Here is a 24,346-nt window from a genome sequence, read left to right as displayed (position 1 = left end):
GGAGCTTGCTCCCGCTGGGCTGCGAAGCAGCCCCCAAACCGACCACGTTCTATCTGATACGCCGCATCCGCTGATTTCAGGGTCGCTTCGCAACCCAGCAGGAGCAAGCCCCCTCGCCACAGGTGATCTGTGCGCTGAAGATGAAGTACCCTGTGCACCAAATTGACAGGTATCCCCCACCTCCATGCTCTTCCTGATCGCTTACATCAGCAGCGTCGTGTTGATCAATTACGCCTTTTCCAGCGCCCCGCACCTGGACATCATCTGGTCGGCCTGGGGTGGGCTGGTGTTCGTGCTGCGCGACATGGTGCAAACCCGCTTCGGTCACGGCGCGATCGCGGCGATGCTGGTGGCGCTGGTACTGTCCTACGTCACTTCCGACCCGTCCATTGCCCTGGCCAGCGCCATCGCGTTCGCCGTGTCCGAGGGCATCGACTGGCTGGTGTTCAGCATTACCAAGCGGCCATTGCATGATCGCCTGTGGATAAGTTCGGCCCTGAGCATCCCGCTCGACACCTTCATCTTCTTCGGCATGATCGATGCCTTCACTCCGGCCGTGATCTTCACCGCCATGGGCTCGAAGTTCGCCGGTGTGACGGTCGTATGGCTGATCATGGCCTGGCGCTTGCGCAATCAGGCCGTCGCCAGCTGAAGCCAAACCCTCAGGTTCATGTAAAATGCCGCGCTTTCTCCCCATGGGAAGCGCGCTTCCCTCGATGATCCGCTTCTTGAGGACCTGAGATGACCCGTATCGGAACTCCATTGTCGCCAACCGCGACCCGCGTATTGCTGTGTGGCTGTGGCGAGTTGGGCAAGGAAGTGGTGATCGAGCTGCAACGCCTGGGCGTTGAAGTGATTGCCGTCGATCGCTACGCCAATGCGCCAGCCATGCAAGTCGCCCATCGCAGCCATGTGATCAACATGCTCGACGGCGCCGCCTTGCGTGCAGTGATCGAAGCCGAGAAGCCGCACTTCATCGTGCCGGAAATCGAAGCCATCGCCACCGCGACCCTGGTGGAGCTGGAAGCCGAAGGCTTCACCGTAATCCCGACCGCTCGCGCCGCACAGCTGACCATGAACCGCGAAGGCATCCGTCGCCTGGCCGCCGAAGAACTGGGCCTGCCGACGTCGCCGTACTACTTCGCCGACACCTTCGAGGACTACAGCAAGGCTGTCGAAGATCTGGGTTTCCCATGCGTGGTCAAACCGGTCATGAGTTCCTCGGGCAAAGGCCAGAGCCTGCTGCGCAGCGTCGATGACGTGCAGAAAGCCTGGGATTACGCTCAAGAGGGTGGCCGCGCCGGTAAAGGTCGCGTGATCATCGAAGGCTTCATCGATTTCGACTACGAAATTACCCTGCTGACTGTGCGTCACGTTGGCGGCACTACGTTCTGTGCGCCGGTTGGCCACCGTCAGGAGAAGGGCGACTATCAGGAATCCTGGCAGCCACAAGCCATGAGCCAGGTTGCCCTGGCTGAATCCGAGCGTGTTGCCAAAGCGGTGACCGAAGCCTTGGGTGGCCGTGGTCTGTTTGGCGTCGAGTTGTTCATCAAGGGTGATCAGGTCTGGTTCAGCGAAGTCTCGCCGCGCCCACATGACACCGGTCTGGTGACCCTGATTTCCCAGGACCTGTCGCAGTTCGCGCTGCACGCACGGGCGATCTTGGGCCTGCCGATTCCATTGATCCGTCAGTTCGGGCCTTCGGCTTCGGCGGTGATTCTGGTGGAAGGGCAATCGACTCAAACCGCATTCGCCAATTTGGGCGCTGCGCTGAGCGAGCCAGATACTGCGTTGCGTCTGTTCGGCAAGCCTGAGGTCAATGGCCAGCGTCGGATGGGTGTGGCGTTGGCGCGTGATGAGTCGATCGAGGCCGCACGGGCTAAAGCGACCCGTGCTTCCCAGGCTGTTGTTGTAGAGCTGTAATCGAGTCGCGGCTATCGCGGGCAAGCCCGCTCCCACATGGTTTTGGGTGTACACAAATCTGCGAACAACCTAAATCCTGTGGGAGCGGGCTTGCCCGCGATGGCGGTCTATCAGACCACCCGATTCAAATCGTTATGCCGCGTCTCCTTCAGGCACAGCACCGCAATCAAACTCAGCACCGCCGCCCCCGACACATACCCGCCGACATAACTCAAACCGCCCATCGCCACCAGTTTCTGCGCAAAGAACGGCGCCGCCGAAGCTCCGACAATCCCGCCCAGATTGTAGGCTGCCGATGCGCCGGTATAGCGTACGTGGGTCGGAAACAGCTCTGGCAGCAGCGCGCCCATTGGCGCAAACGTCACGCCCATCAGAAACAATTCGATGCACAGGAACAGTGCCACGCCCCAGGTCGAGCCTTGGGTCAGCAGCGGTTCCATCAGGAACCCGGACAGAATCGCCAGCACGCCGCCGATGATCAGCACCGGTTTGCGCCCGTAACGATCACTCGCCCAAGCCGACAGCGGTGTCGCGGCCGCCATGAACAGCACCGCGAAACACAGCAGAGCGAGGAAGGTTTCTCGGGTGTAGCCAAGAGTCGACACACCGTAGCTCAGCGAAAACACTGTCGAGATGTAGAACAACGCGTAACACACCACCATCGAGCCGGCACCCAGCAGCATCGGCGCCCAGTATTGGCTGAACAGCTCGACCAACGGGATCTTCACCCGTTCCTGACGAGCCATGGCATTGGCGAACACCGGGGTTTCGTGGAGCTTGAGGCGCACATACAGGCCGACCATCACCAGCGCGGCACTGAGCAGGAACGGAATCCGCCAGCCCCACGAACGGAACTGCTCGTCGTTCAGGCTCATGGCCAGGGTCAGGAACAGGCCGTTGGCCGCCAGAAACCCGATCGATGGACCGAGTTGCGGGAACATGCCGTACCAGGCGCGCTTGCCTTTGGGCGCGTTCTCCGTGGCCAGCAACGCGGCGCCGCCCCATTCACCGCCCAGCCCCAGGCCTTGGCCGAAGCGCAGCACGCAAAGCAGAATCGGCGCCCAGGCGCCAATGCTGTCGTAACCCGGCAGCACGCCAATCAGCGTGGTACACACGCCCATCAGCAGCAGGGACGCGACCAGTGTCGATTTACGCCCGATGCGGTCACCGAAGTGGCCGAACAGCGCCGAACCCAGTGGTCGCGCAAGGAAGGCGATACCGAAGGTGAGGAATGCCGACAGCATTTGGGCGGTGCCGGAGGTCTGCGGAAAAAACACCGGACCGATCACCAGCGCCGCTGCCGTGGCATAGACGTAGAAGTCGTAGAATTCGATGGCCGTGCCGATGAAACTCGCGGTGGCTACTCGGGTGGCGGAGTTGGTGGGTTGTGCAGGCGTGGTTTCGCTATATGTCGTGCTGGTCGTCATGCGGTAATCCCTGACAGTCATGTGCCCCGATGGAGCGAATTATTATGGTCGAATACCCAGGGATGTGGGTGGAGGCACGGTCGCTGTTCAAGGTAGGAACAGTCGTCGCGGTGGTGCGGATATTGTCGATGATCTGACCGGAACCTGCTGCGCGCGGGGTAAGCACGTGGTTCGGCGGGGGCTTGGGTAAGCGGCTTGATTATAGGAAGGCGGCTAATGATTCAACAAGCGGCTTGGAGGATGCGATGGCTTTTGTGGCGAGGGAGCTTGCTCGCGCTCGGGTGCATAGCGGCCGCAAACGGCTGAATGCATTCTTTCAGGATAATTGAGCTGTCTGTGATCGGGCCTGCTTCGCAGTCCAGCGGGAGCAAGCTCCCTCGCCACAAAAGCCCCTGGCTACAGGGGGCTGTCAGATTTTGGAAAGGGCAGGCACTGAGCTGGTATGCCAGACCAGCACGCGCGTGACGCGGTTGTCTTCCGTCTCCAGAATCTCCAGCCGATAACGCCCGATCTTCAGGCAAACCGCACTGTCCGGAATCGTTTCCAGCGCCTCGGTCACTAACCCGTTGAGGGTTTTGGGGCCATCGCTGGGCAGGTGCCAGCCAAGGCTTTTGTTCAGCTCGCGAATCGATGCCGCACCCTCGATCACCAGGCGACCATCGGCCAGCGGGTGGATGTGCGGGTTATCCAGGCTGTGCTGGCTTTCGAACTCACCGACGATTTCTTCGAGAATGTCTTCCAGGGTCACGATGCCCAGCACTTCGCCGTACTCATCGACCACCATGCCCAAACGCCGCTGCTGCTTGTGGAAGTTCAGCAATTGCAGCTGTAACGGCGTGCTTTCCGGTACGAAGTACGGTTCGTGACTGGCTGCCAGCAGCGCTTCCAGAGTCAGACTTGAATCCGGCAGCAAATGCCGGATCTGCCGGGTGTTGAGCACCGCTTCGACCTGGTTGATGTCGCTGTGGAATACCGGCAGGCGGGTGCGTCTGTTATGGCGCAATTGCTCGATGATTTCTTCGAGGGAATCGTCCAGATTGATTCCGTCGACGTCACTGCGCGGTACCAGAATATCGTTGACCGTGATGTTATCCAGCGCGTGGATACCTGACAGCAAATGCGGGCGACTGGCTGCGTGTTCGTGATCGTCGTGCCGATTTGCCGGTGCCTCGTCTTCGCTTTGCTGCACCACGTTGATTTTGCGGGCGAATGGTCGCATCAGCAGTTGGCTGATGGCATTAAGTAACCAGGCCGCTGGGTAGACGATCTTCAAGGGTATGCCGAGCAGTGTGTTGCCCAGGGTCAGGACGGCATCCGGATAGCGCACGGCAAGGGTGCGCGGCAGGTAGTCGGCGAACACCAACAACACCGCGCTGGCACCGAGGCAGGCAATCCATGGACCGTTTTGTGCCCAGGTGAAAATCGCCAGCAAGGTGCTGATGACCACCACAAGCGCGCGGCACAGGGTGTTGCAGAGGATCAGGCTGCTGAGCGGGAAACTCAGCTTGGCCACGGGTTTGTCGCTCGAGCGCGAGGCTGTTCGCTGGGCCAGCAAGTGATGGTGTGCAACTTCGATGGCGGTAAACAGCCCCGACCATAAAATCAGCAGGGCCAGCACCGCGAGCATCGGCCCTATGGGCAAGTCGTCCATTAATGCCGCCCGTCAGATATGCAGAATGTATTCGCGGACCAGCTTGCTGCCGAAATACGCCAGCATCAGCAGGCAGAAACCGGCAAGGGTCCAGCGGATGGCTTTGTGTCCGCGCCAGCCGAGGCGGTTGCGCCCCCAAAGCAGCACGCTGAACACGATCCAGGCCAGGCACGCCAGCAGGGTTTTATGCACCAGGTGCTGGGCGAACAAGTTCTCGACGAACAGCCAGCCGGAGATCAACGACAACGACAGCAGGCTCCAGCCGGCCCAGAGGAAACCAAACAGCAGGCTTTCCATGGTTTGCAGTGGCGGGAAGTTCTTGATCAGCCCGGACGGATGCTTGTGTTTGAGCTGATGGTCCTGAACCAGCAGCAGCAACGCCTGGAACACCGCGATGGTGAACATGCCGTATGCGAGGATCGACAAGAGGATGTGGGCGAGGATGCCTGGTTCTTCGTCAATGATCTGCACCGTACCGGCAGGGGCGAACTGTGCCAGCAGCACGGTGGCGGCGCCCAGCGGGAACAGCAATAGCAGCAGGTTTTCCACCGGAATCCGCGAGCAGGCCAGCAGGGTCAGGGCGATGACCGCCGCGGCGATCAGGCTGGCGGCGCTGAAAAAGTCCAGGGCCAGGCCGATCGGTGTCAGCAGATAGGTGATCAGGCTGACGCTGTGGGCCAGCACGGCCAGCACACCGAGCGTGACCAGCAGGCGCTTGTTCGCCTTGGCGCCGGTGGCCAGACGAGTGCCCTGATAGAGGGTCGCAGCGGCATACAAGCAGGCGGCGGCGAGGGAGGTAAGCAAACTGGGTGACAAGGGGAGCATAAATCCTGTTAGGCAAGCCCGAAAGGCGCTGAGTTTGGCATAGAACCCCCACAGCACGAAAGACCATGCAACCTGACGGCGAGGTGTCCGCCAGACGCAGTCTTCGCTATAATCCGCGACCTGCCCACGCCGCAGGCTCGCCGAGCACATGTTTATTCCGGTCTGGGCCGCCATTATCCCGGTCTACACAGGGCCTGAAAGGATCGCGCAATGTTTGAAAACTTAACCGACCGTCTCTCGCAGACGCTGCGCCATGTCACCGGCAAGGCCAAGCTGACCGAAGACAACATCAAAGACACCCTGCGCGAAGTGCGCATGGCGTTGCTCGAAGCCGACGTCGCCTTGCCGGTGGTCAAAGACTTCGTCAACTCGGTCAAGGAACGCGCTGTTGGCACCGAGGTGTCGCGCAGCCTGACGCCGGGCCAGGCCTTCGTGAAAATCGTCCAGGCCGAACTCGAAAGCCTGATGGGCGCGGCCAACGAAGACTTGAACCTGAGCGCCGTTCCTCCTGCCGTCGTGTTGATGGCAGGTTTGCAGGGGGCGGGTAAAACCACCACCGCCGGCAAACTCGCGCGCTTCCTTAAAGAGCGCAAGAAGAAGTCGGTCATGGTCGTGTCCGCGGACGTTTACCGTCCGGCGGCGATCAAGCAGCTTGAAATGCTCGCGGGTGAAGTTGGCGTTACCTTCTTCCCGTCCGACCTGAGCCAGAAGCCGGTCGACATCGCGCAAGCAGCTATTAAAGAAGCAAAACTGAAATTCATCGACGTGGTCATCGTCGATACCGCCGGTCGTCTGCACATCGACGAAGAGATGATGGGCGAGATCAAGGCGCTGCACGCCGCGATCAATCCGGTTGAAACCCTGTTCGTGGTCGATGCCATGACCGGCCAGGACGCGGCCAACACGGCCAAGGCCTTCGGCGATGCGCTGCCGCTGACCGGTGTGATCCTGACCAAGGTCGACGGCGATGCCCGTGGCGGTGCCGCGCTGTCGGTACGTGCCATCACTGGCAAGCCGATCAAGTTCATCGGTATGGGCGAGAAGAGCGAAGCGCTCGAGCCGTTCCACCCTGAGCGTATTGCTTCGCGCATCCTCGGCATGGGCGACGTGCTCAGCCTGATCGAGCAGGCCGAACAGACCCTCGACAAAGACAAGGCCGATAAACTGGCCAAGAAGCTGAAGAAGGGCAAGGGCTTCGATCTCGAAGACTTCCGCGATCAGCTGCAACAGATGAAGAACATGGGCGGCCTCGGCGGCCTCATGGACAAACTGCCGAACATCGGCGGTGTGAATCTGGCGCAAATGGGCAACGCCCAGGGCGCGGCAGAAAAGCAGTTCAAGCAGATGGAAGCCATCATCAACTCCATGACCCCGGCCGAGCGCCGCGACCCTGAGCTGATCAGCGGTTCGCGCAAGCGCCGGATCGCCATGGGTTCCGGCACTCAGGTGCAGGACATCGGTCGCTTGATCAAGCAGCACAAGCAGATGCAGAAGATGATGAAGAAGTTCTCCGCGAAAGGCGGAATGGCCAAAATGATGCGCGGCATGGGCGGTATGTTGCCCGGCGGCGGCATGCCGAAAATGTAAAGAATTCACGCAAGGGCTTGCCCTTGCATCTCCCACAAGGAAGTGGGATCTCCAGCAAACCCGCACTTGGCGGGAGCTGACTGGCCGTTTTCAACGACGGCTCTATAGCAAATCTGCATGGCGACCGATAGGCCGCCGGAAAAAGACATTTGCAAAAGTCCGGATATTCCTTAGAATATGCGGCCTTTCGGGCACCTATGCCCGCTGTGCCTTTAGATTTGCAGCACCGACTACAGGAACGATGTTCACATGCTAACAATCCGTCTTGCCCTTGGCGGCTCCAAAAAGCGCCCGTTTTACCACTTGACCGTAACCGACAGCCGCAACCCGCGCGACGGTTCGCACAAGGAACAGGTTGGTTTCTTCAACCCTGTTGCTCGTGGTCAAGAAGTTCGTCTGTCCGTGAACCAAGAGCGCGTAGCCTACTGGCTGAGCGTTGGTGCACAACCTTCTGAGCGCGTTGCTCAGTTGTTGAAGGAATCTGCTAAGGCTGCGGCCTGAGCAATATGAACGCGACGCCAGCTGTTGCCGATGATTTGATCGTTATTGGCAAAATTTATTCTGTTCATGGCGTTCGCGGCGAAGTGAAGGTGTATTCCTTTACTGATCCGACTGAAAACCTGTTGCAGTACAAAACCTGGACGCTCAAGCGCGAAGGCAATGTGAAGCAGGTCGAGCTGGTCAGCGGACGTGGGAACGACAAGTTCCTGGTCGCAAAGCTCAAGGGTCTTGATGATCGTGAAGAAGCACGTCTTCTGGCTGGTTATGAGATCTGCGTGCCGCGCAACCTGTTCCCTGAATTGAACGACGGCGAGTACTACTGGTACCAGCTGGAAGGTTTGAAGGTTATTGATCAACTCGGGCAATTGCTCGGGAAAATCGATCATCTTCTGGAAACCGGCGCCAATGATGTAATGGTGGTCAAGCCTTGCGCTGGCAGCCTGGATGATCGCGAGCGCCTGTTGCCCTATACGGAGCAATGCGTGTTGGCTGTCGACCTTGCCGCAGGCGAGATGAAGGTGGAATGGGATGCGGACTTCTAAACGTGGCTAACCTGCGCGTAGAAGTGATCAGTTTGTTTCCCGAGATGTTCTCCGCCATCAGCGAGTACGGCATCACCAGTCGGGCGGTGAAACAGGGGTTGCTACAGCTCACCTGTTGGAATCCGCGAGACTACACGACGGATCGACATCACACTGTGGATGATCGCCCATTTGGCGGTGGTCCGGGCATGGTGATGAAGATCAAGCCCCTGGAAGATGCTCTGGTTCAGGCCAAGGCAGCAGCCGGGGAGGCGGCGAAGGTAATTTACCTGTCCCCCCAAGGCCGTCAACTGACTCAGTCGGCGGTACGCGAGTTGGCGAATCTGGATGCATTGATCCTGATTGCCGGCCGCTATGAAGGCATTGACGAGCGTTTTATTGATGCTCATGTCGATGAAGAGTGGTCGATTGGCGACTATGTACTGTCTGGTGGCGAGCTGCCGGCGATGGTCCTGATCGATGCGGTTACACGACTGCTGCCTGGAGCTTTAGGGCATGCGGACTCCGCCGAGGAAGATTCCTTTACGGATGGTTTGCTGGATTGCCCGCACTACACCCGACCGGAGGTGTATGCGGATCAGCGTGTTCCCGACGTATTGCTAAGTGGCAATCACGCGCACATCCGGCGTTGGCGTTTACAGCAGTCCCTTGGTAGGACCTTTGAACGACGCGCCGATCTTCTGGAAAGCCGCTCGCTTTCTGGAGAAGAGAAGAAGCTGCTCGAGGAATACATCCGCGAGCGGGACGATAGTTAACAACGTATCGATGGTAGATCCGACGATTTACCTTAGGAGCACAGCATGACTAACAAAATCATCCTTGCACTCGAAGCAGAGCAGATGACCAAAGAGATCCCTACCTTTGCCCCGGGCGACACCATTGTCGTTCAGGTGAAAGTGAAGGAAGGCGATCGTTCGCGTCTGCAAGCGTTCGAAGGCGTAGTTATCGCCAAGCGTAACCGCGGCGTAAACAGTGCTTTCACCGTTCGTAAAATCTCCAACGGTGTTGGCGTAGAGCGTACTTTCCAGACCTACAGCCCGCAAATCGACAGCATGGCCGTTAAGCGTCGCGGTGACGTACGTAAAGCCAAGCTGTACTACCTGCGTGACCTGTCCGGTAAAGCAGCTCGCATCAAGGAAAAACTGGCTTAAGTCCAGCTTCCGATGCCGAATCGCCAGCCTGTTCAGGTTGGCGATTCAAGAAAATGCCTCGTATCGAAAGATGCGGGGCATTTTTCGTTATGGATGCATATAAAAGGCGGTCGCTCAATGCCGGCCGGCCAGGCGCAATCCATGTGGGAGCAGGCCCGATCCCGCGTGGATTGTGCGACGTTGGGGGATATTTTCTGCGCAAAAAAAAACGCCCCGAACAAGTCGGGGCGTTTTCTTGAGGTGCTTTTGGGTTTAGCGCTTCAGCGAAGCTGGCAGGTGCGGCTGGATCGCCGTCAGTACTGCCTTGAAGCACTTGGTGTTGCCGGCGACGATGTGGCCTTTCTCAAGGAAATCGTGACCGCCGGTGAAGTCGCTCACCAAGCCGCCAGCTTCCTGGATCAGCAGGGCGCCTGCAGCCATGTCCCACTCGGACAGGCCCGATTCCCAGAATGCATCGAAACGGCCGGCAGCCACGTAGGCCAGGTCCAGGCTCGCTGCACCAGCGCGGCGGATGCCGGCGGTCTGGCCAACCAGGGCGCGGAACATGCCCAGGTAGTTGTCGAGGTTGTCCATCTGCTCGTCGCGGAACGGGAAGCCGGTACCCAGCAGGGCGCCGTCCAGGCTGGTGCGGCCGCTGACGCGCAGGCGACGACCGTTCAGTTGGGTGCCGCGACCACGGCTGGCGGTGAATTCTTCCTGGCGAACCGGGTCCAGAACAACAGCGTGCTCCAGGCGACCGCGGTATTTGCAGGCAATGCTGACAGCGAAGTGAGGAATGCCGCGCAGGAAGTTGGTGGTGCCGTCCAGCGGATCGATGATCCACAGGTACTCTTCGCCTTCGATGCCGTTACCGGCGTGCATGCCGGTTTCTTCACCCATGATCGAGTGATTAGGGTAAGCCTTGCGCAGCGCATCGATGATTTTCTGTTCGGCGGCGCGATCCACCTCGGATACGTAATCCTTGGCGTCTTTTTCGTCGACCTTGATGGTATCCAGGCGCTCGATGGAGCGGAAAATCAATTCACTGGCGCTGCGGGCGGCGCGCAGCGCGATATTCAGCATGGGCTGCATGGATGTGTCACCTAAGGTTGTTAAAGAAAGCCGGGCATTCTATCAGAAAGTTTCTACAGGTGAAGGTCGGTGTTCGCTTTCATGGCTTAACGGTGTGTCCCGCCTCGTAAATACGTTCATATTTTGACGAGTGGTCTATGTTGGCGGGCAAGGCGCCGCGCTGACTCATAGCTTGTTGTGGGCGGAGGTGGCAACGCAGCATGCCAACATTGAGTGCCATCAAAAGTGAGCAGTTATTTTTGAGGCAGGACACCCTGATGAACTGTAAGATTCTGCTCCCTATTAAAGTGTTCGAGAGCGCCTCCCTTGCTGCAAAACATTCGTGTCGTCCTGGTCAATACCAGTCACCCCGGAAATATCGGCGGGGCTGCGCGTGCCATGAAGAACATGGGCCTGTCGCGGCTGGTGCTGGTCGAACCGCGGCTGTTCCCGCATCACGAGGCCGATGCGCGTGCGTCCGGCGCCGGTGACATCCTTGAAAATGCTCAGGTCGTCGCCACTCTGGAAGATGCCTTGGTCGGCTGCAATCTGGTACTGGGTACCAGTGCTCGCGATCGTCGCATTCCGTGGCCGTTGCTCGATCCCCGCGAATGCGGTGTGAAGGTGGTCGAGGAGGCGGGGCAGGGTGCCGAGATCGCATTGGTGTTTGGTCGTGAAGATTCCGGCCTGACCAATGAAGAGTTGCAGCGATGTCATTATCACGTGCACATCCCATCAGACCCTGAGTTCAGTTCGCTGAACCTTGGGGCGGCGGTGCAGGTGTTGAGCTATGAAGTGCGTATGTCCTGGTTGGCGGCAGCGGGTCAGCCGAGCAAGGTCGAGAAGGATGAAGTGGCGTCCACCAAAAGTGGTGAGCTGGCGACCATGGATGAGCTGGAGCGATTCTATGAGCACCTGGAGCAAACGCTGGTGGCCATCGAATTCCTCGACCCGGAAAAACCACGGCACTTGATGGCGCGTCTGCGTCGGTTATACGGACGCAGCTCGGTCAGCCGGGCGGAAATGAATATATTGCGTGGCATCCTCACGGAAACCCAGAAAGCGGCCCGTGGCGAGCTTCTAAAGCGGAAGGATTAATGATGTTCGAGCGTTTGCGTGAAGATATCCAAAGTGTTTTCCATCGTGACCCGGCGGCGCGTAATGCTTTTGAGGTTCTGACGTGCTACCCGGGCATGCATGCCATCTGGATCCATCGTTTGTCGTCAGCGTTGTGGGGTATGGGCTGGAAATGGCTGGCGCGCCTGGTGTCGAACTTCGGTCGCTGGTTGACCGGGATTGAGATCCATCCGGGCGCCAAGGTCGGTCGTCGCTTCTTTATCGACCATGGCATGGGCATCGTTATCGGTGAGACTGCCGAGATCGGCAACGACGTCACTTTGTATCAAGGAGTGACCCTCGGCGGCACCAGCTGGAACAAGGGCAAGCGTCACCCGACTCTGGAAGACGGCGTGGTGGTCGGGGCGGGCGCCAAGGTGCTCGGCCCGTTCACTGTTGGTGCCGGGGCCAAGGTGGGTTCCAATGCCGTGGTCACCAAGGCGGTTCCGCCTGGGGCGACAGTGGTGGGGATTCCGGGTCGGATCATCGTCAAGTCCGACGACGAGCAGGATGCCAAGCGCAAGGCCATGGCCGAGAAGATTGGTTTCGATGCCTACGGTGTTGGTGAAGACATGCCGGACCCGGTGGCTCGAGCCATTAACCAGTTGCTTGATCATTTGCAGGCAGTCGATGGTCGACTTGAAGGAATGTGCGGGGCGCTGAAGGACCTGGGTAGCAATTACTGTGCGAAAGACCTGCCTGAACTGCGCGAAGAAGACTTTGCATGTGTGAAGGACAAGGATCAGAGCCAGGCCAGCTAGACCAAGTTGGCTTCATCGCGGGCAAGCCCGCTCCCACAGGGTTTGTGTATGCCCTTGATGGTGTGCATGGCGTAAATCCATGTGGGAGCGGGCTTGCCCGCGATGAACGATAACTCGGTACTGCTGGCTGTTAAGGGCCAGCCTTTGTTATGATGCGCGCGCTCTTTTGCGGGTAAACCTGACTAAAGTACTAGGTCTTATAGTTGACTTAAATACTCGGGAATTGCATACTCGCCCCATTCCGAACTCCGTGGTAATTGTCCATGCGACTGACTACAAAAGGCCGATACGCCGTGACCGCCATGCTTGACCTGGCGTTGCACGCGCAGCACGGGCCGGTGTCCCTGGCCGATATCTCCGAGCGCCAAGGCATCTCCCTGTCCTACCTCGAGCAGCTTTTTGCCAAATTGCGCCGCAGCAATCTGGTTTCCAGTGTTCGCGGTCCAGGCGGTGGTTACCAGCTGTCCCGCGACATGCAGGGCATTCAGGTCGCCCAGGTGATCGATGCGGTCAACGAATCGGTCGATGCAACCAAATGCCAGGGCCAAGGTGATTGCCATCAAGGCGACACCTGCTTGACCCACCACTTGTGGTGCGATCTGAGCCTGCAGATTCACGAATTTCTGAGCGGTATCAGCTTGGCTGACCTTGTAACTCGCCGTGAGGTGCAGGAAGTAGCCCAGCGTCAGGACCAGCGTCGTTGCAACAGCAAGGCGCCACGCCTGGACAAGATTGAAGCGTCCGCCGTCGAATGACAGCCAAAGAGCTAGCGGCACGCCAGCCAGCCTGATTTAGGAGATAGTCCATGAAATTGCCGATTTACCTTGATTACTCTGCGACGACCCCGGTTGATCCACGTGTCGCGCAAAAGATGAGTGAATGCCTGCTGGTCGACGGAAACTTCGGTAACCCGGCGTCCCGTTCCCACGTGTTCGGCTGGAAAGCTGAAGAGTCCGTCGAGAACGCTCGTCGTCAGGTCGCTGACCTGGTTAACGCCGACCCGCGTGAAATCGTCTGGACCTCCGGTGCCACCGAGTCCGACAACCTGGCAATCAAGGGTGCGGCGCATTTCTACTCCACCAAGGGCAAGCACCTGATCACCACCAAGATTGAGCACAAGGCTGTCCTCGACACCATGCGCCAACTGGAGCGTGAAGGTTTCGAAGTGACCTACCTCGACCCTCGCGAAGATGGTCTGGTCACGCCAGAGATGGTCGAAGCTGCCCTGCGTGACGACACCATCCTTGTGTCGATCATGCACGTGAACAACGAAATCGGCACCGTCAACGACATCGCAGCCATCGGCGAACTGACCCGCTCCAAGGGGATCCTGTTCCACGTCGACGCCGCTCAGTCCACCGGCAAGGTCGAGATCGACCTGTCGAAACTGAAAGTCGATATGATGTCGTTCTCTGCCCACAAAACCTATGGCCCTAAAGGCATCGGCGCGCTGTACGTCAGCCGCAAGCCGCGTGTTCGCATCGAAGCGACCATGCATGGCGGCGGTCATGAACGTGGCATGCGCTCCGGTACCCTGGCGACCCACCAGATCGTGGGCATGGGTGAAGCTTTCCGCGTAGCCAAGGAAGACATGGCTGCCGAGAACGTACGCATCAAAGCCTTGAGCGACCGTTTCTTCAAGCAGGTCGAAGGTCTGGAAGAGCTGTACGTCAATGGCAGCATGACCGCCCGCGTACCGCACAACCTGAACCTGAGCTTCAACTACGTTGAAGGCGAGTCGCTGATCATGGCGCTCAAGGATCTGGCGGTTTCGTCCGGTTCGGCCTGCACCTCGGCATCGCTTGAGCCTTCGTACGTATTGCGCGCCCTGGGCCGCAACGACGAACTGGCACACAGCTCGATTCGCTTCACCTTCGGCCGTTTCACCACCGAAGAAGAAATCGACTACGCCGCGCAGAAAGTCTGCGAGGCCGTTACCAAGCTGCGTACTCTCTCGCCGCTGTGGGACATGTACAAAGATGGCGTCGACATTTCGAAAATCGAGTGGGCGGCGCACTGATATTCAAGTCGCCGCAACCGGGCCTTGCGAATCCACGATTGGCAGGGCTTCAAGAGCGACTCCTGATGAGTGAGGATTAAGAATCATGGCTTACAGCGAAAAGGTCATCGACCACTACGAGAACCCGCGCAACGTCGGCAAGATGGACGCGGAAGATCCTGATGTCGGCACCGGCATGGTCGGCGCTCCGGCGTGCGGCGACGTGATGCGCCTGCAGATCAAGGTCAACGAACAAGGCATCATCGAAGACGCCAAGTTCAAGACTTACGGTTGCGGTTCGGCGATCGCCTCCAGCTCCCTGGCGACCGAGTGGATGAAAGGCAAGACTCTGGATGAAGCAGAGACCATCAAGAACACTCAGCTGGCCGAAGAACTGGCTCTGCCGCCAGTAAAAATTCACTGCTCCGTACTTGCTGAAGACGCTATCAAAGCGGCCGTTCGCGACTACAAGCAGAAGAAAGGCTTGATCTGACTTTCAAGATTTGGCGACGAGTAAGGAGTCACCGATGGCTATCAGCATGACAGAAGCGGCTGCTCAACACGTGCGACGCTCCCTCAACGGGCGCGGCAAAGGTGAAGGGATTCGTCTGGGTGTTCGCACCACAGGCTGTTCCGGCCTTGCCTACGTGCTGGAGTTTGTCGACGAGGTGGTGGCAGAGGATCAAGTGTTCGAAAGTCACGGCGAGAAAGTGATCATCGACCCGAAAAGCCTTGCCTACCTGGACGGCACCGAACTCGATTTCGTCAAGGAAGGGTTGAACGAAGGCTTCAAGTTCAACAACCCCAACGTGCGCGGTGAATGTGGCTGCGGCGAAAGCTTCAACATCTGAGGCTGCTTGTGGGAACTCCTTGTCATTTCGCTTTATTTGAACTGCAGCCGAGCTTCCGTCTGGATCTCGAGCAGTTGGCCACGCGCTACCGTGAGTTGGCGCGCGGTGTTCATCCGGACCGCTTTGCCGACGCTTCCGAGCGTGAGCAGCGGCTGGCGCTCGAGCAATCCGCGAGCCTCAACGAGGCCTACCAGACGCTCAAAAGCCCCCCCAAACGCGCGCGATATTTGCTCGCCATGGGCGGTCGCGAGCTGCCGCTGGAGGTCACGGTGCATGATCCGGAGTTTCTTCTGCAGCAGATGGAGTTGCGTGAAGAGCTCGAAGACCTGCAAGACAGCGCCGATCTGGCGGGTGTTGCAGTGTTCAAGCGTCGCCTGAAGACCGCGCAGGATGAGCTGAACGAAAGCTTCGCAGCCTGTTGGGATGATGCAGCGCAACGTGAACAGGCCGAACGCCTGATGCGGCGCATGCAGTTCCTCGACAAGCTCACCTACGAAGTGCGCCAGTTAGAAGAGCGCCTCGACGATTAACCCAGTGCCGCTCCGGTCGCACGCCTGATATACAGATAAGTCCTGATAACGATGGCCCTACTGCAGATCGCCGAACCCGGCCAAAGTCCTCAACCGCACCAGCGTCGTCTGGCTGTGGGGATCGACTTGGGCACTACCAATTCGCTGGTCGCTGCATTGCGCAGTGGTCTTTCCGAGCCTCTGGCCGACGCGCAAGGGCAGGTCATCCTGCCGTCTGCCGTGCGCTATCACGCCGATCGCGTCGAAGTCGGCGAATCGGCCAAACTGGCCGCCGCGTCCGATCCCTTGAACACGGTGCTGTCGGTCAAGCGCTTGATGGGTCGTGGTCTGTCCGACGTCAAGCAATTGGGCGATCAGCTGCCGTACCGTTTTGTCGACGGCGAGTCGCACATGCCGTTCATCGACACGGTGCAAGGCCCGAAAAGCCCGGTCGAAGTCTCCGCCGATATCCTCAAGGTACTGCGTCAGCGCGCTGAAGCGACCTTGGGTGGCGAATTGGTTGGCGCGGTGATTACCGTTCCGGCGTATTTCGATGATGCTCAGCGTCAAGCCACCAAGGATGCAGCCAAGCTGGCCGGTCTGAACGTGCTGCGTTTGCTCAATGAGCCAACCGCCGCCGCGGTCGCTTACGGTCTGGATCAGCACGCCGAAGGCCTGGTCGCGATTTATGACCTGGGCGGCGGTACTTTCGATATTTCGATTCTGCGCCTGACCGGCGGTGTGTTCGAAGTGCTGGCCACCGGCGGCGACAGCGCCCTGGGTGGCGATGACTTCGATCACGCCATTGCTGGCTGGATCATCGAGAGCGCTGGTCTGTCGGCCGATCTCGATCCGGGTACGCAGCGCAATCTGCTGCAAACCGCATGTGCGGCCAAAGAAGCCCTGACCAATTGCTCGTCCATCGAAGTCGCTTATGGCGACTGGAAGGCCGAGTTGACCCGTGAAGCCTTCAATGCGCTGATCGAGCCGATGGTTGCTCGCAGCCTGAAAGCCTGCCGCCGTGCTGTGCGTGATTCCGGCATCGAGCTGGAAGACGTTCACGCTGTGGTCATGGTCGGCGGCTCGACGCGCGTGCCTCGCGTCCGCGAAGCCGTTGCGCACGCCTTTGGTCGCGAACCGCTGACTGAAATCGATCCGGATCAAGTCGTCGCCATCGGTGCTGCGATCCAGGCCGATACCCTGGCCGGCAACAAGCGTGATGGCGGCGAACTGCTGTTGCTCGACGTGATTCCATTGTCCCTGGGGCTGGAAACCATGGGCGGCCTGATGGAGAAGGTGATTCCGCGCAACACCACCATCCCCGTCGCCCGGGCCCAGGACTTCACCACTTATAAAGATGGCCAGTCGGCCATGGCGATCCACGTCTTGCAGGGCGAGCGTGAGTTGATTAGCGACTGCCGCTCCCTGGCACGCTTCGAATTGCGCGGTATTCCGGCGATGGTGGCCGGTGCGGCGAAGATTCGCGTGACTTTCCAGGTCGACGCCGACGGTCTGCTCAGTGTCTCGGCCCGCGAATTGGGTTCGGGCGTCGAAGCCAGCATCCAGGTCAAACCGTCCTACGGCCTGACCGACGGCGAAATCGCCAAAATGCTCAAGGATTCGTTCCAGCACGCCAACGACGACAAAGTCGCCCGCGTATTGCGTGAGCAGCAGGTCGATGCCCAGCGCCTGATTGAGGCAGTGCAGGGCGCTCTGGAGGTTGACGGCGAACGCTTGCTCGACGCCGAAGAGCGCATGGTCATCGAATTGCAGATGCAGGAACTGACCGAATTGATGAAAGGCACCGATGGTTACGCTATCGAGCAGCAGACCAAGCGTCTGTCGCAAGTGACCGATGCCTTTGCTGCCCGCCGCCTGGACTCGACGGTGAAAGCCGCTCTGGCGGGGCGCAACCTGAATGAAATCGAGGATAACTGATGCCGCAGGTCATTTTTCTGCCACACGAGAAGTTCTGCCCGGAAGGCATGGTTGTAGAGGCTGAGCCCGGTATATCCATTCTCGAACTGGCCCACGAACACCATATCGAGATGGAAAGCGCCTGTGGCGGCGTCTGCGCCTGCACTACCTGCCATTGCATCATCCGCGAAGGTTTTGATTCGCTGGAAGAAGCGGATGAGCTGGAAGAAGACTTTCTTGATCGGGCCTGGGGTCTGGAAGCGCAATCGCGTCTAGGCTGTCAGGCGATCGTCGGAAATGAAGACCTGACCGTCGAAATTCCGAAATACTCGCTCAACCATGCAGCCGAAGCGCCGCACTGATTCAAGGAACCGACATGAGTCTGAAATGGGTTGATGTGCTTGAAATCGCGATCCAGCTGGCTGAAACCAAGCCAGATGTGGACCCGCGTTACGTGAACTTCGTCGATCTGCACAAATGGGTGCTGGCGTTGCCGGAGTTCAGTGATGATCCGACCCGCGGTGGCGAGAAGGTGCTTGAAGCCATTCAGGCCGCCTGGATCGAAGAAGCAGACTGAGTCTGCACCGTACGCAGTTAGGCAATACCAAAGAACCCGCGTATAATTCGCGGGTTTAATTTTTCGCAAATTACCGTTTCTGGAGTTACACCATGGCTGTTCAACGTACTTTCTCCATCATCAAGCCTGACGCTGTTGCAAAAAACGTTATCGGCGAGATCACCACTCGTTTCGAAAAAGCTGGCCTGCGCGTTGTAGCTTCGAAACTGAAGCAACTGTCCAAAGCTGAAGCTGAAGGCTTCTACGCTGAGCACAGCGCTCGTGGTTTCTTCGGCGACCTGGTTGCTTTCATGATCTCCGGTCCGGTTGTCGTTCAGGTTCTGGAAGGCGAAAACGCTATCGCTCTGAACCGTGAGCTGATGGGCGCTACCAACCCTAAAGAAGCTGCTGCCGGCACCATCCGCGCTGACTTCGCTGATTCCATCGACGCCAACGCTGTACACGGTTCGGACTCCGAAGCCGCTGCTGCTCGCGAAATCTCGTACTTCTTCGCAGCTACTGAAGTAACCACTCGCTAAGCATTGGCTTAAGAGTGAAGGTGAATCCATGACTACATCGACTGTAAAAACCAACCTGCTGGGTCTGACTCAACAGGAAATGGAAAAATTCTTCGACTCAATCGGGGAGAAGCGTTTCCGTGCCGGTCAGGTAATGAAATGGATTCACCACCTTGGCGTTGATGATTTCGACGCCATGACGAACGTCAGCAAGGCTTTGCGCGACAAGCTCAAGGTCATTGCTGAAGTCCGCGGCCCCGAAGTGGTCAGCGAGGATATTTCCACCGATGGCACCCGTAAGTGGGTGGTACGCGTGGCGTCCGGTAGCTGCGTCGAGACCGTGTACATTCCCCAGGGCAAACGCGGCACTCTGTGCGTTTCGTCCCAGGCAGGCTGTGCCCTGGATTGCAGTTTTTGCTCCACCGGCAAGCAAGGTTTCAACAGCAACCTCACCGCCGCCGAAGTGATCGGTCAGGTGTGGATTGCCAATAAATCGTTCGGCAGCATCCCGGCGACCGCTGACCGTGCCATCACCAACGTGGTGATGATGGGCATGGGCGAGCCGCTGCTGAACTTCGATAACGTCGTGGCCGCCATGCATCTGATGATGGATGACCTGGGCTACGGGATCTCCAAGCGCCGCGTGACCCTGTCCACTTCGGGCGTGGTGCCGATGATCGATGAGCTGTCCAAGCACATCGACGTGTCCCTGGCGTTGTCGCTGCACGCACCAAACGACGCATTGCGTAACCAATTGGTGCCGATCAACAAGAAATATCCGCTTAAGATGCTGCTCGAGTCGTGCCAGCGCTATATGTCGTCCCTGGGCGAAAAGCGCGTGCTGACCATCGAGTACACCTTGCTCAAGGACATCAACGACAAGGTTGAACATGCCGTTGAGATGATCGAGTTGCTCAAGAACATTCCGTGCAAGATCAACCTGATTCCGTTCAACCCGTTCCCGCATTCCGGTTACGAGCGTCCGAGCAACAACGCGATTCGCCGTTTCCAGGATCAGCTTCACCATGCAGGCTTCAATGTCACCGTGCGCACCACCCGCGGTGAAGACATCGATGCCGCGTGTGGCCAATTGGTAGGGCAGGTGCTGGACCGCACCCGTCGCAGCGAACGTTATATCGCCGTGCGCGAGTTGAGCGCGGAAAACGATATCGCAACAAACGCCGCGAACAATAATTAAGAGAGGATCTCTATGTCCCTGCGCTTCGCGCTGCTTGTGCTGTTGGCCAGCCTCTGTGCTGGTTGTGTCCTGTCGGGCGACTTCAATCCGATGAAGACCAGCAAGGGCCGTGATGAAGCGCGTGCCGCCTACGTGCAGCTGGGCCTGGGGTATCTTCAGCAGGGCATGACCGAGCGTGCCAAAGTCCCGTTGAAGAAGGCTTTGGACCTGGATAGCTCGGATCCTGACGCCAACGCGGCTCTGGGGCTGGTGTTCCAGGCCGAGATGGAGCCGGAACTGGCCGATCAGCATTTTCGCAAAGCGCTGTCTTCTCGTCCCGCCGATGCGCGAATCCTGAATAACTACGGCAGTTTTCTTTTCGAAGAGAAACGTTACAAAGAGGCGTACGAACGCTTCGAACAGGCCGCCGCCGATACCCTGTATCCTGAGCGTTCACGGGTTTTCGAAAACCTGGGCATGACCGCTTCAAAGCTTGGCCAGCGTGATCTGGCCCGCCAGCAACTGGAAAAAGCCCTGCGTTTGAATCGCCAACAGCCACGTGCATTGCTGGAAATGGCTGAGTTGTCTTACGAAGACAGGCATTATGTGCCCGCGCGTGACTATTACGACCGTTTTAGCCTGCTCACCGAACAAAATGCACGTAGTCTGTTGCTCGGCGTTCGGCTGGCAAAAGTGTTCGAAGATCGCGACAAGGCCGCCAGTTTTGGCCTGCAATTAAAACGACTCTATCCCGGTACGCCGGAATATCAGCAATACCTGTCGGAGCAATGATGAAAGCGGCGCATCCCGAAGTTGTAGCAGCGAATCGCGTTAACCCCGGTGAGACTTTGCGCCAGGCCCGCGAAAGCAATGGCTGGTCGCTGGCCGAAGTGGCCCTCAAGCTCAACCTCACCGTCAATTCCCTGAGTAATCTGGAAGCCGGCGCTTTCGACAAGCTGCCTGGGCATACCTTTGCTCGCGGCTATATTCGCGCGTATGCCAAATTGCTCGGCATGGACCAAGCCGTTCTGGTCCAGCAGTTCGACCAATCCACCGGTACCGACTCCCAGGGCAGCAACGTCCACAGCCTGGGTCGTATCGAAGAGCCGGTTCGGGTTTCCCACACCATTTTGCGAATTGTCAGCCTGCTGTTGCTGCTCGCGGTGATTGGCGGTGGTTTTGTCTGGTGGCAGGATCAAACCTCATTGCGCACCAAGGACCTGGTTGGCCTGGCCCCCGAACACGTTGAAGTCGAAGGCGCCGACGGCACCACTCAGATCCATCCACTGGACGAGCCGGAAGATCAGGCCGTTGCACAAGGTCAGGCTGAAGGTGAAACGCCTCTTGCGCTGCCTCAGGCCGAGACTTCGATCGAGGAGCCAGTCAGCGCCGAAACGAGCGCAGCGGTTCCAGCGCCAGCGGCTCCAGCAGTAACGCCTGCGGCTGCGACCCACAGCACTGCTCCGGTTGTTGCGGCACCGGCGACACCAGCGACGCCTGCACCGGTTGTTCCAGCTGTTCCGGCCCCGGTTGTCACTGCTCCGATTGCTCCGACCGCCCCGGCTCCAGCAACTCCAGTGGCCGGCCAAGGCCAGGTTCAACTGCAATTCACCGCTGATTGCTGGACGCAAGTGACTGATGGCACCGGCAAGGTGCTGTTGAGTGGTCTCAAGCGTAAAGGCGAAAATGTTACTGTCAGCGGCAAGCCACCTTTTTCCGTACGTCTGGGCTTCGCCCGTGGCGCGCAGGTCAGCTACAACGGGCAGGTGGTTGATGTCGCTCCGTTCACCAGTGGCGAGACTGCTCGCCTGAAGTTGGGTCAATAAGTCATGCACGGCGAATCTCCAATCAAACGTCGCGAATCCCGCAAGATCTGGGTCGGCAACGTGCCCGTGGGCGGCGATGCGCCTATCGCTGTGCAGAGCATGACCAACAGCGACACTAATGACGTGGCCGCCACCGTGGCCCAGATCAATCGTCTGGAAGCCGCTGGCGTCGATATCGTGCGGATTTCCGTGCCCGATATGGATGCCGCCGAAGCCTTCGGCAAGATCAAGCAGTTGGTCAAAGTGCCGTTGGTGGCCGATATCCACTTCGACTACAAGATCGCTTTGCGCGTAGCCGAACTGGGCGTCGATTGCCTGCGGATCAACCCGGGCAACATCGGTCGTGAAGACCGCGTGCGCGCGGTGGTCGATGCCGCCCGTGATCGCGGGATTCCGATCCGCATCGGCGTCAACGCCGGTTCCCTGGAAAAAGACCTGCAAAAGAAATATGGCGAGCCGACTCCCGCTGCGCTGGTCGAGTCCGCCTTGCGTCACGTTGAACACCTCGAGCGCCTGAATTTCCAGGACTTCAAGGTCAGCGTGAAAGCCTCCGACGTGTTCATGGCCGTTGAAGCCTACCGTTTGCTGGCCAAGGAAATCGTCCAGCCGTTGCACTTGGGCATCACTGAAGCCGGTGGTTTGCGCTCAGGCACGGTGAAATCCGCCGTGGGCCTCGGTATGCTGCTCGCCGAAGGGATTGGCGATACTATTCGCATCTCGTTGGCGGCCGACCCGGTCGAGGAAGTGAAAGTCGGCTACGACATTCTCAAATCCCTGCACCTGCGTTCCCGTGGCATCAATTTCATCGCCTGCCCGAGCTGCTCGCGGCAGAACTTCGATGTGGTCAAAACCATGAACGAGCTGGAAGGGCGCCTCGAAGACCTGCTGGTGCCGCTGGATGTCGCGGTGATCGGTTGCGTGGTCAACGGGCCGGGCGAAGCCAAGGAAGCCCATATCGGCTTGACCGGCGGTACGCCAAACCTGATTTACATCGACGGCAAGCCGGCGCAGAAACTGACTAATGACAATCTGGTGGATGAGCTTGAACGCTTGATCCGCCAGAAAGCGGCCGAAAAGGTCGAAGCTGACGCAGCAGTCATTGCGCGCGGCTAAGTCGAACGAATTTAAGGATTTAAAGTGAGCAAGTCTCTGCAAGCCATTCGTGGCATGAACGACATCCTGCCCGAACAGACTCCCCTGTGGCGTCATTTCGAGGGCACCGTCTCGCGTTTGCTGGATAACTACGGTTACAAGCAGATCCGCATGCCGATCGTCGAGTTCACCGAGCTGTTCAAACGCTCCATCGGTGAAGTGACCGACATCGTCGAAAAAGAGATGTACACCTTCGAAGACCGCAACGGCGATTCCCTGACCCTGCGCCCTGAAGGCACAGCGGCCTGCGTGCGTGCGGTGCTCGAGCACGGCATCACCGGCGGCGGCCAAGTGCAGAAACTCTGGTACATCGGCCCGATGTTCCGTCACGAACGTCCACAGAAAGGTCGTTATCGCCAGTTCCACCAGATCGGTTGCGAAGTCTTCAACCTCGACGGTCCGGACATCGACGCCGAGCTGATCGTGCTGACCTGGCGCCTGTGGGGCGAGCTGGGTATCCGCGATGCGGTCAAGCTCGAACTCAACAGCCTGGGCACCAGCGAGTCCCGTGGTCGTTATCGTGAAGCACTGGTCGAATACCTGTCCGCTCGCCTGGATCAACTGGACGAAGACAGCCAGCGCCGTCTGAAGACCAACCCGCTGCGGGTTCTGGATACCAAGAACCCCGACACTCAAGCGGCGTTGGCCGACGCGCCAAAGATGGCCGACTACCTCGACGAAGAATCCCGCGTGCACTTCGAGGGCCTCAAGACTCGTCTGGACGCCGCCGGCATTCCTTATGTAATCAACCCGAAGCTGGTTCGCGGGCTCGATTACTACAGCAAGACCGTTTTCGAATGGGTCACCGACAAGCTGGGCGCCCAGGGCACCGTGTGTGCCGGTGGTCGTTACGACGGTCTGGTGGAGCAGATGGGCGGCAAGCCGACCACGGGCGTTGGCTTCGCCATGGGCATCGAGCGTCTGGTGCTGCTGCTTGAAACCCTGGAGCAGATTCCCGAAGAAATCTCCCGTCAGGTCGATGTTTACCTCTGTGCCTTCGGTGAAGCCGCCGAGTTGGCCGGTCTGGCCCTGAGCGAGCGTGTTCGTGATCAATTGCCCAACCTGCGCCTGCAAGTCAATGCTGGCGCCGGCAGCTTCAAAAGCCAATTCAAGAAAGCCGACAAGAGCGGTGCGCTGTACGCATTGATCCTCGGTGACGACGAAATGGCCCAGCAAGTGGTAGGTTTCAAACCCCTGCGTGGCCAGGGCGAACAACAAAGCATTGCCTGGGATGCGCTTGCTGCACACCTGGCCACCTGCGTCGTGCAGGGTTGAAGCTGTCAAACAGCCGATTTAGCGATTAAGGA

General features: G+C 58.7%; 27 protein-coding genes. 23 read left to right on the top strand and 4 right to left on the bottom strand.

Going from position 1 to position 24,346, the window contains the following annotated elements:
* Nucleotides 1-184: 184 nt before the first annotated feature.
* Both AB3226_RS09130 and purT read left to right on the top strand, forming a co-directional pair.
* Nucleotides 185-652, top strand: coding sequence for a preQ0 transporter (locus tag AB3226_RS09130; RefSeq protein WP_367372839.1), 468 nt, complete (start codon nt 185-187; stop codon nt 650-652).
* Between the two features lie 89 nt (nt 653-741).
* Nucleotides 742-1,923: a formate-dependent phosphoribosylglycinamide formyltransferase gene (gene purT, locus AB3226_RS09125; protein WP_367372838.1), complete on the top strand. Its 1,182-nt coding sequence runs from the start codon at nt 742-744 to the stop codon at nt 1,921-1,923.
* A 110-nt stretch (nt 1,924-2,033) separates the two neighbouring features.
* On the opposite strand, the gene AB3226_RS09120 is transcribed toward purT, so the two are convergent.
* From AB3226_RS09120 to AB3226_RS09110, 3 genes are all read right to left on the bottom strand, one after another.
* Nucleotides 2,034-3,350 (bottom strand): MFS transporter, encoded by a 1,317-nt coding sequence (locus AB3226_RS09120; protein WP_367372837.1) that lies wholly within the window; start codon nt 3,348-3,350, stop codon nt 2,034-2,036.
* Nucleotides 3,351-3,759: 409 nt separating this feature from the next.
* Entirely contained in the window at nt 3,760-5,001 is a 1,242-nt protein-coding gene (locus AB3226_RS09115) for a transporter associated domain-containing protein (RefSeq protein WP_367372836.1), read from the bottom strand.
* A 12-nt stretch (nt 5,002-5,013) separates the two neighbouring features.
* Complete coding sequence (locus AB3226_RS09110) at nt 5,014-5,826, bottom strand: inner membrane protein YpjD (RefSeq protein WP_367372835.1); 813 nt, start codon at nt 5,824-5,826, stop codon at nt 5,014-5,016.
* A gap of 210 nt (nt 5,827-6,036) precedes the next feature.
* On the opposite strand from AB3226_RS09110, the gene ffh reads away from it, so the two are divergent.
* The 5 genes from ffh to rplS all read left to right on the top strand — a co-directional run bounded on the left by ffh (nt 6,037) and on the right by rplS (nt 9,607).
* Entirely contained in the window at nt 6,037-7,413 is a 1,377-nt protein-coding gene (gene ffh, locus AB3226_RS09105) for a signal recognition particle protein (protein WP_008014733.1), read from the top strand.
* A gap of 249 nt (nt 7,414-7,662) precedes the next feature.
* Nucleotides 7,663-7,914 (top strand): 30S ribosomal protein S16, encoded by a 252-nt coding sequence (gene rpsP / locus AB3226_RS09100; RefSeq protein WP_003198088.1) that lies wholly within the window; start codon nt 7,663-7,665, stop codon nt 7,912-7,914.
* A gap of 5 nt (nt 7,915-7,919) precedes the next feature.
* Complete coding sequence (gene rimM, locus AB3226_RS09095) at nt 7,920-8,456, top strand: ribosome maturation factor RimM (protein ID WP_367372834.1); 537 nt, start codon at nt 7,920-7,922, stop codon at nt 8,454-8,456.
* A complete protein-coding gene (trmD, locus tag AB3226_RS09090; protein ID WP_173667518.1) occupies nt 8,438-9,211 on the top strand; it encodes a tRNA (guanosine(37)-N1)-methyltransferase TrmD in 774 nt (257 codons plus the stop codon). Before rimM ends, trmD begins: the two co-directional genes overlap by 19 nt.
* 45 nt (nt 9,212-9,256) lie before the next feature.
* Nucleotides 9,257-9,607, top strand: coding sequence for a 50S ribosomal protein L19 (rplS, locus tag AB3226_RS09085; RefSeq protein ID WP_003175895.1), 351 nt, complete (start codon nt 9,257-9,259; stop codon nt 9,605-9,607).
* 252 nt (nt 9,608-9,859) lie between these two features.
* Here rplS and suhB read toward each other — a convergent pair whose 3' ends face one another.
* Nucleotides 9,860-10,678 carry an inositol-phosphate phosphatase gene (suhB, locus tag AB3226_RS09080; protein WP_367372833.1) on the bottom strand — a complete coding sequence of 273 codons (819 nt, stop codon included), beginning with the start codon at nt 10,676-10,678 and terminating at the stop codon, nt 9,860-9,862.
* A 306-nt stretch (nt 10,679-10,984) separates the two neighbouring features.
* On the opposite strand from suhB, the gene trmJ reads away from it, so the two are divergent.
* The 16 genes from trmJ to hisS all read left to right on the top strand — a co-directional run bounded on the left by trmJ (nt 10,985) and on the right by hisS (nt 24,314).
* Nucleotides 10,985-11,755 carry a tRNA (cytosine(32)/uridine(32)-2'-O)-methyltransferase TrmJ gene (gene trmJ / locus AB3226_RS09075; protein WP_052967502.1) on the top strand — a complete coding sequence of 257 codons (771 nt, stop codon included), beginning with the start codon at nt 10,985-10,987 and terminating at the stop codon, nt 11,753-11,755.
* A 2-nt stretch (nt 11,756-11,757) separates the two neighbouring features.
* On the top strand, nt 11,758-12,534 hold the full coding sequence (gene cysE / locus AB3226_RS09070; RefSeq protein WP_367372832.1) for a serine O-acetyltransferase: 777 nt from the start codon (nt 11,758-11,760) through the stop codon (nt 12,532-12,534).
* Between the two features lie 263 nt (nt 12,535-12,797).
* On the top strand, nt 12,798-13,289 hold the full coding sequence (iscR, locus tag AB3226_RS09065; RefSeq protein ID WP_007903581.1) for a Fe-S cluster assembly transcriptional regulator IscR: 492 nt from the start codon (nt 12,798-12,800) through the stop codon (nt 13,287-13,289).
* Nucleotides 13,290-13,339: 50 nt separating this feature from the next.
* On the top strand, nt 13,340-14,554 hold the full coding sequence (locus tag AB3226_RS09060) for an IscS subfamily cysteine desulfurase (protein WP_030129843.1): 1,215 nt from the start codon (nt 13,340-13,342) through the stop codon (nt 14,552-14,554).
* Between the two features lie 85 nt (nt 14,555-14,639).
* A complete protein-coding gene (gene iscU / locus AB3226_RS09055) occupies nt 14,640-15,026 on the top strand; it encodes a Fe-S cluster assembly scaffold IscU (RefSeq protein WP_003443374.1) in 387 nt (128 codons plus the stop codon).
* 34 nt (nt 15,027-15,060) lie between these two features.
* Nucleotides 15,061-15,384, top strand: a complete 324-nt coding sequence (iscA, locus tag AB3226_RS09050; RefSeq protein ID WP_007903589.1) for an iron-sulfur cluster assembly protein IscA — start codon at nt 15,061-15,063, stop codon at nt 15,382-15,384.
* A gap of 8 nt (nt 15,385-15,392) precedes the next feature.
* Nucleotides 15,393-15,914 carry a co-chaperone HscB gene (gene hscB, locus AB3226_RS09045; RefSeq protein WP_030129844.1) on the top strand — a complete coding sequence of 174 codons (522 nt, stop codon included), beginning with the start codon at nt 15,393-15,395 and terminating at the stop codon, nt 15,912-15,914.
* Between the two features lie 51 nt (nt 15,915-15,965).
* A complete protein-coding gene (gene hscA, locus AB3226_RS09040) occupies nt 15,966-17,831 on the top strand; it encodes a Fe-S protein assembly chaperone HscA (protein ID WP_367372831.1) in 1,866 nt (621 codons plus the stop codon).
* Entirely contained in the window at nt 17,831-18,172 is a 342-nt protein-coding gene (gene fdx / locus AB3226_RS09035; RefSeq protein ID WP_048395462.1) for an ISC system 2Fe-2S type ferredoxin, read from the top strand. The genes hscA and fdx overlap by 1 nt, the downstream gene beginning before the upstream one ends.
* 14 nt (nt 18,173-18,186) lie before the next feature.
* Nucleotides 18,187-18,387 carry a Fe-S cluster assembly protein IscX gene (gene iscX, locus AB3226_RS09030; protein WP_050681789.1) on the top strand — a complete coding sequence of 67 codons (201 nt, stop codon included), beginning with the start codon at nt 18,187-18,189 and terminating at the stop codon, nt 18,385-18,387.
* A gap of 92 nt (nt 18,388-18,479) precedes the next feature.
* A complete protein-coding gene (ndk, locus tag AB3226_RS09025; RefSeq protein WP_007916882.1) occupies nt 18,480-18,905 on the top strand; it encodes a nucleoside-diphosphate kinase in 426 nt (141 codons plus the stop codon).
* Between the two features lie 28 nt (nt 18,906-18,933).
* Nucleotides 18,934-20,082, top strand: a complete 1,149-nt coding sequence (gene rlmN, locus AB3226_RS09020; protein WP_367372830.1) for a 23S rRNA (adenine(2503)-C(2))-methyltransferase RlmN — start codon at nt 18,934-18,936, stop codon at nt 20,080-20,082.
* Nucleotides 20,083-20,094: 12 nt separating this feature from the next.
* The gene (gene pilW, locus AB3226_RS09015) at nt 20,095-20,853 is read left to right on the top strand and encodes a type IV pilus biogenesis/stability protein PilW (RefSeq protein ID WP_007903601.1); all 759 of its coding nucleotides are present in this window, start codon (nt 20,095-20,097) and stop codon (nt 20,851-20,853) included.
* The gene (locus AB3226_RS09010) at nt 20,853-21,887 is read left to right on the top strand and encodes a RodZ domain-containing protein (RefSeq protein ID WP_367372829.1); all 1,035 of its coding nucleotides are present in this window, start codon (nt 20,853-20,855) and stop codon (nt 21,885-21,887) included. The genes pilW and AB3226_RS09010 overlap by 1 nt, the downstream gene beginning before the upstream one ends.
* A gap of 3 nt (nt 21,888-21,890) precedes the next feature.
* Nucleotides 21,891-23,000: a flavodoxin-dependent (E)-4-hydroxy-3-methylbut-2-enyl-diphosphate synthase gene (gene ispG / locus AB3226_RS09005; protein WP_367372828.1), complete on the top strand. Its 1,110-nt coding sequence runs from the start codon at nt 21,891-21,893 to the stop codon at nt 22,998-23,000.
* Nucleotides 23,001-23,024: 24 nt separating this feature from the next.
* Nucleotides 23,025-24,314 carry a histidine--tRNA ligase gene (gene hisS / locus AB3226_RS09000; protein ID WP_367372827.1) on the top strand — a complete coding sequence of 430 codons (1,290 nt, stop codon included), beginning with the start codon at nt 23,025-23,027 and terminating at the stop codon, nt 24,312-24,314.
* The last annotated feature ends 32 nt before the right edge of the window (nt 24,315-24,346 follow it).

The sequence above is a fragment of the Pseudomonas lini genome, assembly GCF_964063345.1.
In the GTDB taxonomy this organism is placed as follows: domain Bacteria; phylum Pseudomonadota; class Gammaproteobacteria; order Pseudomonadales; family Pseudomonadaceae; genus Aquipseudomonas; species Aquipseudomonas lini_B.
Note: the sequence above shows the minus strand (reverse complement) of the source record. Positions and strands in the feature narration are given on the sequence as shown.